This window comes from Burkholderia sp. AU17457 (genome assembly GCF_002223255.1).
GTDB lineage: Bacteria > Pseudomonadota > Gammaproteobacteria > Burkholderiales > Burkholderiaceae > Burkholderia > Burkholderia sola.
The window spans coordinates 1480034-1495395 of the sequence record NZ_NKFB01000005.1 but is presented as its reverse complement, the minus strand read 5'-3'; the positions used below and the strand labels follow the sequence as shown (position 1 = coordinate 1495395).

Here is a 15362-nt window from a genome sequence, read left to right as displayed (position 1 = left end):
CCGGTTCATGACTGACTCGTTCGACCTCTCGCGCTATTTCTCCCGCATCGGCTACGACGGCCCGGCCGAGCCGACGCTCGACGTGCTGCGCCGGCTGCATCTGCTGCACCCGCAGGCGATTCCGTTCGAAAACCTCAATCCGCTGACCGGCGCGCGCGTCGCGCTCGACCTGCCCGCGATCGTCGACAAGGTGATCGAACGCCGCCGCGGCGGCTACTGCTTCGAACTCAACAAGCTGTTCTACACCGCGCTCACGACGATCGGTTTCCGCGTGACGCCGCTGATCGCGCGCGTGCGCTGGATGCGGCCGCCCGAGATCGTCACCGCGCAGACGCACATGCTGCTGCGCATCGACCTCGACGGCGCGGCGTGGCTCGCGGACATCGGCTTCGGCAGCGCGACGCTGACCGCGCCGCTGCGCTTCGTGCCGGGCGAGCGGCAACTGACGCCGCACGGCGCGTTTCGCGTGGTCGATGCCCCGGTCGACGGCGAGTTCGACATGCAGTTCGAGATCCCCGACGGCTGGCAGACGACCTACCGCTTCTCGCTGAAGCCGGCCGAATGGATCGATTACGACGCCGCGAACTGGTTCACGTCGACGTATCCCGAATCGATCTTCGTGAACGACCTGATCGCGTGCCGCGTGCTGCCGGACGGCCGCGCGGCGCTGCTCAACACCGTGCTGACGCTGCGCGACGCGGCCGGCGCCGGGCGCACGGTCACGTTCGACACAGCAGCCGACTGGGCCGCATGCCTGCGCGACACGATCGGCATCAATACGGCGGGATTCGATCTCGACGCGCTGTTCGCGCGGCTCGCGGCGCGAGCCGCGCGGTAACGCGGGCATACGAGACACTGCAAGCGGCCTGCTCGCGGGCCGCGCGCCGATTCAATCCAGTCGTTTCATCGCATCCGCATTTGACTTTTGCTAGATTGCTAGCATACTAGCCTCCATGACCGACGAAGAAGTGAAGCAATTCAACGTGTACCTGCCGCTCTCGCTGATCCGGCAGGTCAAGCATCGCGCCATCGAAACGGAGCAATCGCTGTCCGCGCTGGTGGCCGACGCGTTGCGCGCGTACCTGGCCGCGCCGCCCTCCGGCGCGGAACCGTCCAACAAGGAGGAGTGACATGTCATCCGAGCGAATCGAAGCCGTGTACCTGACGACGCACAACTGGGGCAAGTCGGCGAAGTTCTTCCAGGCGCTGGGCTTCACGCTGGAATTCGAAACCGATCACCAGTCGGGCCAGTTGCGCAGCGGCGACGGCCCGTTCCTGTTCATCGCCGAAGTGCCGCCGGGCGAAAAGCCCGACATGCAGGTCGTACTCAAGGTGGCCGACGAGCAGGCGGTGCAGCCGCAGCCGATCGTCGATGTCGTCACGCCGTTCGAGGATACGCACTGGGGCACGCGCGACATGACCGTGCGCGATCCGGACGGCCGGGTGTGGCGTCTGCAGGCGCCGGGCAAGCAGCACGCGTGAGGTCGACATGACGGTTATCCGCGAAGACGACGCGCCCGACAGCACGGCCGCGCGCGTCGCGCTGTGGCGGGCGCTGCACGTCGAGCTCGATGCACCGCCGCACGTGCTTGCCGACGAAATCGGGTTGCAATTGCTTGCGCCGGCACCCGGCTGGCGGCAGCGCGGCGACATGGATCCGCAGTTCACGCGGCCGTTTCGCGCATCGATCGTCGCGCGGGCGCGTTTCATCGAGGATCTCGTCATCGAGCAGGTCACGCGCGGCGTAAGCCAGTACGTGATCCTCGGCGCGGGGCTCGACAGTTTCGTGCAGCGCCGGCCGGACATGGCGTCGCGCATGACCGTGTTCGAAGTCGACCAGCCGGCGCCGCAGCGCTGGAAGCAGCGCCGCCTGGCCGAACTCGGCTTCGGCGTGCCCGACTGGCTGCGTTTCGTGCCGGTCGATTTCGAGGCGAGGCAGTCGTGGCGCGACGCGCTCGTCGGCGCGGGCTTCGATGCGGGCCAGCCGGCGGTCGTGGTGTCCACCGGGGTCAGCATGTACCTGACGCGCGAAGCGAATGCGGCCGCGCTGCGCGAAGTCGCGTCGCTCGCGCCCGGTTCGACGTTCGCGATGACGTTCCTGTGGCCGCTGGACAATGCGGATCCGGACGTGCGCCCGGGGCTGGACATGGCCGCGAAGGGTGCGCGGGCAAGCGGCACGCCGTTCATCAGCTTCTTCGTGCCGGACGAGATCCGGGCACTTGCACGGGAGGCCGGCTTCGCGCAGGCCGAACACGTGTCGGCCGCCGAGCTGACTCGCCGCTATTTCGCCGATCGCACGGACGGCCTGCGGCCGCCGAACCGCGCGGAGGAGTTGCTCGTCGCGACGGTTTGACCCGCCGCCTTCGTCACGCTCGTCACGCGCGTTCGAGCACGGCCATTTCCCGCACCACCACGAGCAGCACCGCGAGGCTCGCGCCGCCGGATGCGCGCAGGTCCGCGAGCAGGTGCTCGTAGCGCGCGAGCGCGGCCTCGCGGCGCGCGCGCCACGCGCCGACGATCGTGTCCGGCGTGGTCGAATCCGGCGATTCCGCGAGCGCGCTCGTCGCGAGCGTGCGCTTGAGCCGCGCGATTTCCGCGAGCGCGGCGGCGCGCGCGAGCATGTCCCAGTGCGTCGGCGTCGGCAGGTTCGCCGCGCGTTCGCCGATCCACCCGTAATTGAGCAACGTGCCGAGCGAGAAATAGACCCCCGCGACGAGTTCGAGGCTGCGGTTGCAGGTCGCCGCCACTTCGGCGATGTCGAGCAGCGCGGCCGAGATGTCGCCGCTCGCGACGCGTACCGCGAGCGCGCTGTCGACGCCGGCATCGACCAGCACGCGCTGCCGCTCGGACAGCGCTTCCAGATCGTCGGCCGGCAGCAGCGACGGCAGTTGCGGCGCGATGCGCTGCACCGCGTCGCGGCAGCGCGCGATCAATCCGGCGACGCCGCCGTCGGCCACCGCGCCGGACTGCAGATGCCGCAGGAACCACAGCGCCGCGCGCTCCAGCAGCCGCGCGACGTCGACGAACATGCGCGCCTGCACGTCGTCGGCGACGCGGTTGTCGAGCGCGTCGATATCGCGCCACACCGCATCGAGGTCGAACACGTCGCGCGCCATGATGCACGCACGCACGATGTCGCCGGGCTTCGCGTCGGTTTCCTCCATCAGCCGGTGCACGAACGCGCAGCCGACGCGGTTCACGAGCGCGTTCGTCAGATGCGTCGCGAGAATCTCGCGGCGCAGCGGATGGCGGCGCATCGGCTCGCTGAAGCGCTGTTGCAGCGGCTTCGGGAAGTAGTCGACGAGCATCGCGGCCACCAGCGGATCCTCGGGCACGTCGGATTCGAGCAGCGCGTCGTAGAGCCACATCTTGCTGTACGCGAGCAGCACGGCGCGCTCCGGCGACGTGAGGCCGAGCTTCGCGGCCTGCCGCTCGGCGACTTCGTCGTCGGTCGGCAGGAATTCGATCACGCGGTTCAGGCGGCCCGCGCGCTCGAGCCAGCGCATCAGGCGTGCCTCGGCGTCGAGCAATTCGACCGCATGGCGGCCGGCGATCGACAGCGCCTGCGTCTGGTAGTAGTTGTCGCGCAGCACGAGCAGCCCGACTTCGTCGGTCATTTCGGCGAGCAGCGCGTTGCGCTGCTTCTCGGTCATCTCGCCGTCGGATACGACGAGCCCGAGCAGGATCTTGATGTTGACTTCGTGATCCGAACAATCGACGCCGGCCGAGTTGTCGATCGCGTCGGTGTTGATGCGCCCGCCGCGCTGCGCGAATTCGATGCGGCCGAACTGCGTGCAGCCGAGATTGCCGCCTTCGCCGACGACCTTGCAGCGCAGGTCCGCGCCGTTCACGCGCACCGCGTCGTTCGCGCGGTCGCCGACTTGCGCGTGCGTTTCGCGCGCGGCCTTCACGTAGGTGCCGATGCCGCCGTTGTACAGCAGGTCGACCGGCGCCTGCAGGATCGCGCGGATCAGCTCGGTGGGCGGCAGCGCGTGCGCGTCGACGCCGAGCGCGGACTGCACGGCCGGCGACAGCGGGATCGTCTTCGCGGTGCGCGGATACACGCCGCCGCCGGGCGAGATCACCGACGTGTCGTAGTCGGCCCAGCTCGAGCGTTCGAGCGCGAACATGCGCTGGCGCTCCGCGAAGCTCGTCGCCGGGTCGGGGTTCGGGTCGAGGAACACGTGCCGATGATCGAACGCGGCGACGAGCCGGATATGCGGCGACAGCAGCATCCCGTTGCCGAACACGTCGCCCGACATGTCGCCGACGCCGACCACGGTGAAATCGGTGGCCTGCGTGTCGACGCCCATCTCGCGGAAGTGCCGCTTCACCGATTCCCACGCGCCGCGCGCGGTGATCGCCATTTTCTTGTGGTCGTAGCCGACCGAGCCGCCGGACGCGAACGCGTCGTCGAGCCAGAAGCCGTATTCGTGCGAGATCGCGTTCGCATAGTCGGAGAAGGTCGCCGTGCCCTTGTCGGCGGCGACGACCAGGTACGGATCGTCGGGGTCGTGGCGCACCACGTCGGGCGGCGGCACGATCGCGTTGCCGGCGAGATTGTCGGTGAGGTCGAGCAGCCCGCGCAGGAACGTCTGGTAGCATGCGATGCCTTCGCGCATCCAGGCTTCGCGATCGCTCTGCGGCGGCGGGTTCTTCACGACGAAGCCGCCTTTCGAGCCGACCGGCACGATCACGACGTTCTTCACCATCTGCGCCTTCATCAGCCCGAGCACCTCGGTGCGGAAATCCTCGCGGCGATCCGACCAGCGCAGGCCGCCGCGCGCGACGCGCCCGCCGCGCAGGTGCACGCCCTCGACGCGGGGCGAATACACCCAGATCTCGAACATCGGTTTCGGTTCGGGCAGGCCCGGTACCTTCGCCGGGTTGAACTTGAACGACAGGTACGGCTTCGATTCGCCGTTCGCGTCGGCGAGGAAGTAGTTCGTGCGCTCGGTCGCGTTGATCACGCCGAGGAACTGGCGCAGGATGCGGTCCTCGTCGAGGTTCGGCACCTGGTCGAGCGCGCCTTCGATCGCCTTCAGCAGCCGTTCGGCCTGCACGTCGCGCGTGTCGCCGATGCGCGGGTCGAAGCGCAGCAGGAACAGCTCGACGAGTTGCCGCGCGATCGCCGGATTGCCGGTCAGCGCGCGTTCGATATACGCGTCGCTGAAGGTCGAACCGACCTGCCGCAGATATTTCGCATACGCGCGCAGGATCGTCACCTCGCGCGCGCTCAGGTGCGCGCGCAGCACGAGGCGGTTGAAGTCGTCGTTCTCGATCCGGCCGCTCCAGATCCGGTCGAACGCATCCTCGAACAGGCCTTTCACGCGCTCGATGTCGAACTCGGTATCGTCGGCGAGTTCCAGGCCGAAATCGTGTACCCACGCGTGCGCGGCATCCTGCGTCTGGATCCGGTACGGCCGCTCCTCGTCGACGCGCACGCCGAGATGTTCGAGCATCGGCAGGCTGCGCGACAGCGCGATCGGGTCGCCCGCGCGGTACACCTTGAAGCGGAACGCGCGCGGCTCGGCCTCGATCGGCCGGTACAGGTTCATCGCGAGTTGGCCCGGGTCCTTCACGCGCTCGATCAGCTCGATGTCGCGCACGGCCGTGCGCGCCGGATAGTCGTCGCGATAGCCGGCCGGGAACGACTCGGCATAGCGCTGCAGCAGGCGGTTGCCTTGTTCTTCGCCGAATGCGTCGAGCAGCGCGTCCGCGAGATCGTCCTGCCAGCGGCGCGTGACCTGCACGAGCCGTGTTTCGAGTTCGCGCGTGTCGACGTCGGGCATCGTGCCCGGTTCCGCATGCACGACGAAGTGAATGCGGGCGAGCGCCGATTCCGACAGCAGCGGCGTGAATTCGACGGTTACGCCGTTATAAGCGTCGACCAGCAGCTTCGCGATGCGGCGGCGCAGGTCGGTGTTGTACTTGTCGCGCGGCACGAACACGAGGCACGACACGAAGCGGTCGAACCGGTCGCGCCGCACGAACAGCCGCGTGCGCTGGTGTTCCTGCAGGCGCAGGATGCCGAGCGCGATGTCGTAGAGCTGGTCTTCGTCGGCCTGGAACAGTTCGTCGCGCGGATAGGTTTCGAGCACCGTCACGAGCGACTTGCCGAGATGCCCTTTCGGCAAAAAGCCCGCGCGCCGCACGATGTTCGCGCACTTGCGGCGCACGATCGGAATCTCGGTGTACGAACCGAAATAGGCGGTCGACGTGTAGAGCCCGATGAAGCGGCGCTCGCCGGTGACCTTGCCGTCGGCGCCGACGAGTTTCACGCCGACGTAGTCCAGGTAGCCGGGCCGGTGCACCGTCGCGCGCGAATTCGCCTTGGTCACGAAGATCGGCCATGCGCCGGTGATGATGTCGGCGGCGGCCGGCGGCAGCGGCGTCACGTCGGCGGCGCCGGACGTGCGCAGCGATTCGCGCAGGATGCCGAAGCCCGAGCCCTCGATGCCGCGCAGCCCGAAGCCCGTGCCGTCCGATACGAGCGCGTAGTCGCGCTGACCGAGGAACGTGAAGTGATCGGCGGCCATCCATTCGAGGAACGCGCGCGCCTCGATGTCCTCCGCGGTCGATTCGCGTGCCTTCATCTCCTTGATCGTCGCGCGAGCGATGTCGACGATTTTCGGCCAGTCCTCGACCGACGCGCGCACGTCGCCCAGCACGCGCGCGATGTCCTCGCGCAGCGTGTCGAGCAGCGCGGCGTCGCCGCAGCGGTCGACTTCGAAATGGATGAACGACGCGAGTTGCGACTGGCCGTCGCCGGACGTCGCACCGCCCGCGTCGACGCGCTCGATGCCGCCGCCGGCGCCGCGCCAGATGCGGAACACCGGATGCAGCGCCGAATGCAGCGCGAGCCCGAGACGGTTGATGGCCATCGTCACCGAGTCGACCAGGAACGGCATGTCGTCGTTGACGATCTCGATCACCGTGTGGTCGGAATGCCAGCCGTGCTGCTCGAGGATCGGGTTGTACACGCGCAGGCGTTCGCTGCCGGGCACGAATTTCTGGGCGGTCTGCCAGTGCGCCATCGCGGCGCCGTACAGGTCGGCGATGCTGCGGCTCTGCAGATCGTCGGCATCGACGAAATCGTAGTAATGACGCAGGAAGGGTTCGACGATCCGGAACGTGGCGTCGGGCAGGCGAGCGCGCGCGAATTCGACGACATCGGAGAGCAGGTGTGCGACGACTTCCTCGTTCTTCGCTTCCATGGCGGTCTCCGTCGGGTGGCCATTGGCTGCTGCGTCTGTCCGGCATTATGCGCCGATTGCGTGACAAAGCGATGTGCGGGCGCACAAGGGCGGCGGGCGGAGAAACCCGCATGCAGCGTCTCGTGCGCGCGCCGCGGTGCAGGGTTCAGCGCAGGGCGGGCGGCGCCGACGCGACGCCGCCGTCGGCGTTCAGCGCTCGTCGCTCCACAGCCTCCCGGCCGTCGCCCAGTTCTCCTTCTTCACGTCGGCGAGGATGATGTCGACCGAGCCCGGGTCGCAGCCGAGCGTCTCGCACGTGACACGCGTGATTGCTTCGACGAATGCGCGCTTCTGCTCGAGGGTGCGGCCTTCGAACAGCTGGATATTGAAAGTCGGCATGACACAGGCTCCGGTTGGGATTGAACGATTCGGTCGAGTGCGGATGCGCCGTCAGTCGCGATACGACGGATCGATCCGGTCGAGCCGGCGCAGCAGCGCCGGCCATTCCAGTTCGCCTTCGATCGCGCCGCCGTCGCGCAACTGTTCGGCGGTGCGCTCGGCGACGGCCGGCTCCGGCAGCACGAGCGGCCCGCCGCCCGCCTGCGCGCGCACCTGGATGTCGCATGCCTTGATCAGCGTATCCATCAGCACGTAGGCTTCGGCGACGGTCCGGCCGACCGTGAGCGTGCCGTGATTGCGCAGCAGCATCGCGGATTTCGCGCCGAGGCTCGCGGTCAGCCGCGCGCCTTCGGCCGGCGAGAACGCGAGTGCTTCGTAGTCGTGGTACGCGAGATCGCCATGAAAACGCAGCGCGTGCTGCGACGCCGGCAACAGCCCGTCGCGCTGGATCGACACGGCGATGCCGGCCGTATTGTGCAGGTGCATCACGCAGACGGCATCGGCGCGCGCGGCGTGCACGGCCGCATGCAGTGCGAAGCCGGTCGTGCTGACCGCGTGCTCGCTGTCGCCGATCCGGTTGCCGGCCACGTCGATCTTCACGAGGTTCGATGCGCGAACCTCGTCGAACGTGAGGCCGAACGGGTTGATCAGGAAGTGGCCGGGCTCGCCGGGCACGGTCGCGGACAAATGCGTGTAGATCAGGTCGTCCCAGCCGTTCAGCGCGACGAGCCGGTATGCGGCGGCGAGGTCGACGCGCAGCCGGCGTTCGGCGTCGGAGACCGGACCGCCGGGCTTCACGGCATCAGGACGGTGTGCGAATGACATCGGGTGCTCCGAGCGTGAGGCGGCGCGCGACGGCTACGGTCGCCCATGCCGCGAGCGCGAACGGGGCCGTGAACGTGGGGATGCCCGCGCGCATCGCGAGCCACTGGATCAACGCGGCGAGCGCGGCAGCCGCGAGCGCCGCATGCGGGCCGCGCGACATCAGCGCGAGCGCGGCGAGCGTGCCGTTGAAGCCGAGCAGGCCGTCGGCGAACGACGCGGCGCTTGCGCCGAGCGCGGTCAGCAACACGGTCGACACAATCGCGCCGCCAAGTGCGAATGCGGCCGCGCGGCGCGACGCGACGGCGACGCCGGCGACGACCAGCGCGCCGGCCCAGGCGCCTTGCGCGAAGGTGGCCTGAGCAACGCCCGACAGCAGCGCGTCGGTCGCGGAAGCGAACGTCGGCACCGGGGCGGCGGTCGCGCCGTCCGCATGCTGCACCGCGACAGACGGCAGCCACAGCGCGGTGACGACCAGGCACGGGCTCGAATACGGGCACTGGCGCCAGCGGGCGAGCGACGCGCGCATCGCGCGTTGCACGAGCGCCGCGCCGATCGCGACCAGCGGCACCAGTGCGACGGCGGCGAGTTGATGGGGCGCGAACGAGACGGCGATCAGCGCCGCGAGCGCGCCGTTGAAGCCGTGCAGCCCCTGTTCGACGTCGCGGCGTTCGGCGCCGGTCAGCACGGCCGTCATGCTGGCGGCGGCCGAGCCGACCAGCGCCGCGCATGCGAGCCGCAGGTCGTTCAGCGCGAGCGCGGCGAGCAGCAGCGCGCCGGTGAGCGCATTTGCCTGCAGCACGATCTGCCCGATGCCGCGCAGCAGCATGCGCAGGTCGATCGATGGCGAGGCGGGGCGGGCAATAGGCATGATCGCGGCGGAACAGGATGAGCCGCGAGCATAGAACACGCTGCGATGCACCGGAATAGGGAATTCTGGATAGTCAGGATTTGTGCGACGATGCTCCGCAGGGCGAAAACCGGGAGGGCGGAAAGATGCGTGAGGTGCGCTGGGCGTCGCTCGAGGGCGACGGAATCGAACATCTGACGTTCGATCGGAGTGAATCCGGCATCGTCGTCGAAAGCGCGGTGGTCGGCCAGCGGTACGGCCGTGCGTACGGGCTCGCGTATCGCGTCGAGTGCGATCCGCAGTGGCGGGTGAAGTACGCGGTGCTCAAGGTGATGGGCGGCGGCACGCTCGAACTGCGCGGCGACGGGGCCGGGCACTGGCGCGACGGTTCAGGCCGCGAACTGCGCGAGCTGGACGGCTGCATCGATATCGACATCGCCGCGACGCCGTTCACGAATTCGCTGCCGATCGGCCGCCTGGGGCTCGCGCGCGGCGAGCGGCGGCCGATCGACGTCGCATACATCTCGACGCCGGATCTGAAAGTCACGCCGGTCAAGCAGGCTTATGCGTGCATCGTACCGGGCCGCCGCTACCGCTACGAAGGGATCTTCCGGAATTTCACCGCGGAGATGGACATCGACGACGATGGGCTCGTGATCGACTACGAAACGCTGTTCAAGCGTCTGCCGCCGCTGCGCTGAACTGCGGCTTCCGTTCGCGTGGCCGGCGCCGCCGGCGCCGCGGCGACCGCGGGCCGTTCATGCGCGGCCGCGAACCGGTCGATCCGCGACGCGATCAGGTCCGGATGACGCAGCACGATCCAGTGCGTGCCGTCGATTTCCTCGCGCACGTGCTCGCCGAGCCAGCGGTCGAGGTCGACCGACATTTCGGGCGTCACGTAGCGGTCGCGCACCGGCACCAGGATCTGCACCGGCGCCTGCGCGTACCGCTCACGCGGCTTGCGGGCCCGTGCAAGGAAGTTCGCGCGGTACATCCGCATCCCGTTCAGCGCGTTCTTCAGTTGCGCGGGATCGCGCTCGGCGCGCACGCGTTCGGTGAGCTGCAGCCAGCGCGGCCACAGCGCGGCACCGCCGAGCCGCCATGCCAGCGACGGCACGAGCGGCAGATGGAAGAACGCGATGTACCAGGATTTCAGGCTCTGCCTGAGCCGCATCTTCGCGCGGAACACGTGATCGAGGCACGGCCCGGAGATCGACGTGTACGACGCGATGCGGCCGCGGAACGCGGGGTCGGTCACGGCCTCCCAGCACTGGATCGAGCCCCAGTCGTGGCCGACCAGGTGGAACGGCCGGCCGCCGCAGGTTGCGTCGGCGACCGCCTTCAGGTCGCCGGCGAGCCGTTCGAGCGTGTAGTCGGCGCGGCGGCGCGGCGCATCGGATGCGCCGGCGCCGCGCACGTCGTACGCGATCACGCGGTAGCGCTTCGCGAGCCGCGCGCGGATCGGCGCCCACACGGCCGCCGAGTCCGGGTAGCCATGCACGAGGATCAGCGGCGGCGCGCGACGCGACCCGCTGACGTAGACGGCGAGTTTCACGTCGCCGGACCGGACGGTCAGCATCTCGTGAGCGCGCGCCATCGCGTCATGCCTGCGCAACCGAATGCAGCGGCACGCGGCGCGGGGCGGCTTGCGCCGCATAGCGCGCGTTGGTCGCGTCGATGTTATCGAGCAGCGTGTCGAGCTCCTGCAGATACTGATGGTTGTCGTGATCCCACGGGTGGAAGCCCGGGCGGAAGTAGTCGAGCCATTCGCGCGCGATGCTCGGGAACACGCCGTTCTTCGGGCTGTACAGGTACTTCACGAGGCGCCACATGCCGCCGAACTTGCCGTGTTCGCGACGGTGCGCGCGCATCAGTCGCACGTGGAAGTCGAACACGATGGCCCAGAAGAATACCGTCGTCGTCAGCATCGTGCCGGTGCGCAGCAGGTAGCTGCCGACGCCCGGCTTCATCACGGTGCGCCACACGTCGTAGGACACCGCCTTGTGCTCGGTTTCCTCCATCGCGTGCCACATCCACATCTGCTGGTAGCCCTCGACCGAGCCGTCGATCCGGTGCTCGTGGCCCGACAGCAACTGGTTCGCGAGGATCGCCGTGTAGTGTTCGAGCGCGATCGTGATCGCCAGCTGCATCGAGTGCGGCAGCACCTTCTTGAACCAGCCGAGGATCGTCCACAGGCGCTTGTCGAGCTTGTGCGCGGGCAGGCCGGCGGCCTGCAGCAGGTCGTTGTATTCGATGTGCTCGCGCGTGTGCATCGCTTCCTGACCGATGAAGCCGATCACCTGCTTCTTCAGCTCGGGATCCTCGATCCGGTCACGGTAGTTGCGCACCGAATCCATGAAGAAGCGCTCGCCGGCCGGGAACAGCAGCGACAGCGCATTCATGAAGTGCGTGACCGGCACGCCCTGCACATGCCAGTCCTTCGCGCGTTCGGGTGGCAGCGCGAATCGGATGTCGCGCCGCACGGGCATCATGTTCGGTGTCGTCATGATTGTTCTCCCTGATTGCCTGCATTGTTGTAGGTGGCGTGCGCCGGCGCCGGCGCCGGCGTGCCGCGTGCGGCACGGCGGGCTTTCGCGGCCTCGCGGCGCGTGGCGAGCACGACGAGCGCCTGGTACGCGGCCGGCAGGATGCGCGCCATCCAGTCCGCGCCTTTCGCGTCGCGGCCGATCAGCACGCGGCGCTTGTTCTTGCGCACGCCGGCGAGGATCGTGCGCGCGGCGTCATCGGCGGTCGTGATGAAGAACTTCTCGAAGCTGTCCTTGCCTTGCTGTTCGCTCTCGACGATGAAGCCGACCATGTTCTTCGCGACGCGGCTCGACTGCGCGATGTTGGTGCGGATGCCGCCCGGATGCACACAGGTGGCCGACACGCCGCACTTCATCATGTCGAGTTCCTGGCGCAGCGATTCGGTGAAGCCGCGCACCGCGAACTTGGTCGCGTTGTAGCCGCTCATGCCCGGCTGCGCGAAGATCCCGAAGATGCTCGACGTGTTGATCACGTGGCCGTCGCCCGATGCCTTCAGGTGCGGCAGAAACGCCTTCGTGCCGTGCACGACGCCCCAGAAGTTGATGTTGACGATCCACTCGAGATCGCCGTAGTCCATGCCTTCGATCGTGCTCGACAGCGCGACGCCCGCGTTGTTGAAGATCAGGTTTACCTTGCCGTGCTCTTTCGCGGTGTCGTCGGCCCACGCGAACATCGCGTCGCGATCGCCGACGTCGAGCACGCGTGTCGATACGCGCACGTTCGGCGCGATCGCGCGGACGATCCGTTCGGTTTCGGCGAGGCCGACGCCGTTCTTGTCGGCGAGCGACACGTGGCAGCCGGCCTGCGCGAGCTGGATCGCCAGCGCGCGGCCCATGCCCGAGCCGGCACCCGTGATCGCGGCGACCTTGTTGGCGAAATCTCTCATGTCGATGGCTCCTTGTCTGGCTCAGGCCGCTTCGGCGGACGTGGAAGCGGAAGCGGCCGGCGCGGCGGCGGGCCGCGCGGTCGTGTCGTGCGGCGCGCGATACGCGTGGTAATCGGCGATCGAGAACTGCGCTGTGGCCTGACGGAAGCGCCACGTGAAGCCCGGCCACAGCGTCGTGTTCTTGCCGGTGCGCGGGTCGAGGTACCAGCTCTTGCAGCCGCCCGTCGACCAAATCGCCTTCTTGAGCTTGCCCTGCAGGTCGTCGTTGTACTGCGCCTCGACGAGCGGTCGCACCTCGATCGCCTCCGCGCGTTCGCGGCGCATCGCCTGCAGCGCGCCGAGGATGTATTCGATCTGCGACTCGATCATGAACACCATCGAGTTGTGGCCGAGGCCCGTGTTCGGGCCGACGATCATGAAGAAGTTCGGGTAGCCGGGCAGCGTCGTGCCGAGATACGCGTGCGCGCCGTCGCGCCACGCATCGACGATGTCGAGGCCGCCGCGGCCGATGATCGCGCCGCGCGGATACGGGTCGGCCACCTGGAAGCCGGTGCCGTAGATCAGGCAGTCGACTTCATGACGCTTGCCGTCGGTCGTCACGACCGCGTCGGCTTCGATGCGATCGATGCCGGTCGTGATCACGTCGACGTTCTTGCGCGACAGCGCCGGGTAGTAGTCGTTCGAGATCAGCACGCGCTTGCAGCCGAGCGTGTAGTTCGGTGTGACGGCCTTGCGCAGTTCCGGATCGGGAATCTGCTTGCGGATGTGACGCAGCGCGAGCTTCTGCACGTTCTTCATCAGCGACGGATGGATCGCGAAGCCGAGCACGCGCGATTCGAGCATCCAGTAGATACCGCCGCGCACGGCCTTCTGCGTGACCGGCAGCGTGCGGAACAGCCACTTCTCGAAACGCGTCAGGTTGCGGTCGGGTTTCGGCATGATCCACGGCGGCGTGCGCTGGAACAGCGCGAGCGACTTCACGCGCGGCGCGATCTGCGGCACGAACTGGATCGCGCTCGCGCCGGTGCCGATCACCGCGACGCGCTTGCCGTCGAGCGGGTAGTCGTGATCCCACTGCTGCGAATGGAACGCGCGGCCCTTGAAGGTTTCGACACCGGGAATCGCCGGCAGCGCGGCGCGCGACAGCCCACCCATCCCCGACACCAGCACGCGCGCCGACAGCCGCTTGCCGTTCGCGAACGTGAGGCGCCAGCGTTGCGCGGCTTCGTCGTACTCGGCGCGCTGCAACTCGTGATTCAGTCGCAGGTGCGGGCCGACGTCGAAGCGCTGCACGCAGTCTTCCAGATACGCGCGGATCTCCGGCTGCGGCGCGAACATGCGCGTCCAGCGCGGGTTCGGCGCGAACGAGAACGAATAGACGTGCGATTGCACGTCGCATGCACACCCGGGGTAATGATTGTCGCGCCACGTGCCGCCGACCGACGCCGCCTTCTCGAGGACGACGAAGTCGGTCACGCCGGTTTGTTTCAGGCGGATCGCCATCCCGAGGCCGGCGAAGCCGGTGCCGATGATGGCGATGTCGATGGCTTCGTCCAGGCCGTCATGGCCGGGCGGGCCGAAAGGCAACGTGCGAGCATTCATCCGGGTGTCTCCGATCTGGCTCATTTTTTAATGTTACATTGATTGATGTAACGATAGTGGGTGAACCCGGAAACCGCAAGAGGCTAGAAGCGACGCTCTAAGGGCCGGAAACCAAGCGGGGAAAGGCCGAGCGGGGTTTCGAACGGTCCCGTCTCCGCCATGCGGGATGCGCGGAAAGGGCCGTCGGCACGGCGGGAGAGGGAAGAGGCGGGACCGCCGGCGCGCGACGGCCTGTTTGAAACGGTATCAGGGACGGATCGACCGGGCGGACATCTCATGGAAAACCCCGGCCACGATCGTGACCTGCGCGAGCGCATAGAGGCCCCAGATCAGATAGTCAATGCCCGGAAAACCGCCGAGGAACCGGCCGACGCCGATCAGCGTGTCCGAGCCGACGAAGATCAGGCTGCCGATCGCGACCAGCGGGCCGCGCGTGCGTGCGGCAAGCGCGAAGCTCGCCATCGCGCACAGCACGAGCATGTAGACGGCGACCGGCGCCAGCAGCTCGCCGAGGTGCGGGAAGAACGCGACGTAGAACGCCGGCGCGGCGATCCATAGCACGACGAGCGCAACGATGCGCCAGCCATGCGGCCGCGCGCGCCACCGGAAGAAGATCGCGCAATAACACAGGTGCGTGAGCAGGAACGCGCCGAGGCCGAGCACGAACGACGGCGGCCAGTCGGGCAGCGCGAGCAGCACGTCGCCGAGCACAGCCGTCGCGAGTGCCGCGCACAGCCACGTGCGTTCGCGCGGCGCGCCGCAGGTGCTGCCCGCCGCGAGCAGCAGGATGCCCATCGCGGCCTTCGCGGCGGCCTGGCCCGGATAGGGCGCGGCGGCGAGCGACAGCCCGTACAGCAGCGCCGCGGCGATGGCGAGCGGCCAGAGCCGGCGGTACGTGGCGGGAAGCGTGGCGATCAAGGCGGGTGTCTCCGGTTTGTTGTTGTCTGCGGTGGACGGCGCGCCGTCGACAGCGCGGCTGCCGGCCATTATCCGGAAGAACGGGGGCGCGAAAACCGGCGAATCCTTCTAGGAAACGATCGCGACCGGCGTCGCCGCCGCC

The 15362-nt window shown here is 68.3% G+C and carries 14 protein-coding genes; 5 read left to right on the top strand and 9 right to left on the bottom strand.

All coding sequences use genetic code 11. The features are described 5' to 3' along the window. Positions 1-7 precede the first annotated feature (7 nt). The 4 genes from CFB49_RS23950 to CFB49_RS23935 all read left to right on the top strand — a co-directional run bounded on the left by CFB49_RS23950 (position 8) and on the right by CFB49_RS23935 (position 2353). Positions 8-838 carry an arylamine N-acetyltransferase family protein gene (locus tag CFB49_RS23950; RefSeq protein ID WP_089492499.1) on the top strand — a complete coding sequence of 277 codons (831 nt, stop codon included), beginning with the start codon at positions 8-10 and terminating at the stop codon, positions 836-838. Between the two features lie 115 nt (positions 839-953). Beyond that, a complete protein-coding gene (locus tag CFB49_RS23945; RefSeq protein WP_069620968.1) occupies positions 954-1130 on the top strand; it encodes a ribbon-helix-helix domain-containing protein in 177 nt (58 codons plus the stop codon). A gap of 1 nt (position 1131) precedes the next feature. Next, on the top strand, positions 1132-1482 hold the full coding sequence (locus CFB49_RS23940) for a VOC family protein (protein ID WP_069620969.1): 351 nt from the start codon (positions 1132-1134) through the stop codon (positions 1480-1482). Positions 1483-1489: 7 nt separating this feature from the next. After that, on the top strand, positions 1490-2353 hold the full coding sequence (locus CFB49_RS23935) for a class I SAM-dependent methyltransferase (protein WP_089492498.1): 864 nt from the start codon (positions 1490-1492) through the stop codon (positions 2351-2353). 22 nt (positions 2354-2375) lie between these two features. Here CFB49_RS23935 and CFB49_RS23930 read toward each other — a convergent pair whose 3' ends face one another. The 4 genes from CFB49_RS23930 to CFB49_RS23915 all read right to left on the bottom strand — a co-directional run bounded on the left by CFB49_RS23930 (position 2376) and on the right by CFB49_RS23915 (position 9288). Then, positions 2376-7217, bottom strand: coding sequence for an NAD-glutamate dehydrogenase (locus CFB49_RS23930; RefSeq protein ID WP_089492497.1), 4842 nt, complete (start codon positions 7215-7217; stop codon positions 2376-2378). Positions 7218-7406: 189 nt separating this feature from the next. Then, entirely contained in the window at positions 7407-7595 is a 189-nt protein-coding gene (locus tag CFB49_RS23925) for a 4-oxalocrotonate tautomerase (protein WP_069616855.1), read from the bottom strand. Between the two features lie 51 nt (positions 7596-7646). Continuing rightward, a complete protein-coding gene (locus tag CFB49_RS23920; protein ID WP_089492496.1) occupies positions 7647-8420 on the bottom strand; it encodes a class II aldolase/adducin family protein in 774 nt (257 codons plus the stop codon). Beyond that, positions 8398-9288, bottom strand: coding sequence for an urea transporter (locus tag CFB49_RS23915; RefSeq protein ID WP_089492833.1), 891 nt, complete (start codon positions 9286-9288; stop codon positions 8398-8400). Before CFB49_RS23915 ends, CFB49_RS23920 begins: the two co-directional genes overlap by 23 nt. A gap of 125 nt (positions 9289-9413) precedes the next feature. Here CFB49_RS23915 and CFB49_RS23910 point away from each other — a divergent pair, with 125 nt between their 5' ends. Beyond that, complete coding sequence (locus CFB49_RS23910) at positions 9414-9968, top strand: putative glycolipid-binding domain-containing protein (RefSeq protein WP_089492832.1); 555 nt, start codon at positions 9414-9416, stop codon at positions 9966-9968. Here the strand turns inward: CFB49_RS23910 and CFB49_RS23905 are convergent. The 5 genes from CFB49_RS23905 to CFB49_RS23885 all read right to left on the bottom strand — a co-directional run bounded on the left by CFB49_RS23905 (position 9929) and on the right by CFB49_RS23885 (position 15220). Beyond that, entirely contained in the window at positions 9929-10864 is a 936-nt protein-coding gene (locus CFB49_RS23905; RefSeq protein WP_089492495.1) for an alpha/beta fold hydrolase, read from the bottom strand. The two genes, CFB49_RS23910 and CFB49_RS23905, sit on opposite strands and share 40 nt — an antisense overlap. Positions 10865-10868: 4 nt before the next feature. Beyond that, complete coding sequence (locus tag CFB49_RS23900) at positions 10869-11774, bottom strand: metal-dependent hydrolase (protein ID WP_089492494.1); 906 nt, start codon at positions 11772-11774, stop codon at positions 10869-10871. After that, positions 11771-12700, bottom strand: coding sequence for an SDR family NAD(P)-dependent oxidoreductase (locus CFB49_RS23895; RefSeq protein ID WP_089492493.1), 930 nt, complete (start codon positions 12698-12700; stop codon positions 11771-11773). Before CFB49_RS23895 ends, CFB49_RS23900 begins: the two co-directional genes overlap by 4 nt. A gap of 21 nt (positions 12701-12721) precedes the next feature. Beyond that, positions 12722-14302: a flavin-containing monooxygenase gene (locus tag CFB49_RS23890; RefSeq protein ID WP_089492492.1), complete on the bottom strand. Its 1581-nt coding sequence runs from the start codon at positions 14300-14302 to the stop codon at positions 12722-12724. A 246-nt stretch (positions 14303-14548) separates the two neighbouring features. Beyond that, positions 14549-15220 carry a lysoplasmalogenase gene (locus CFB49_RS23885; RefSeq protein ID WP_089492831.1) on the bottom strand — a complete coding sequence of 224 codons (672 nt, stop codon included), beginning with the start codon at positions 15218-15220 and terminating at the stop codon, positions 14549-14551. Positions 15221-15362 lie beyond the last annotated feature (142 nt).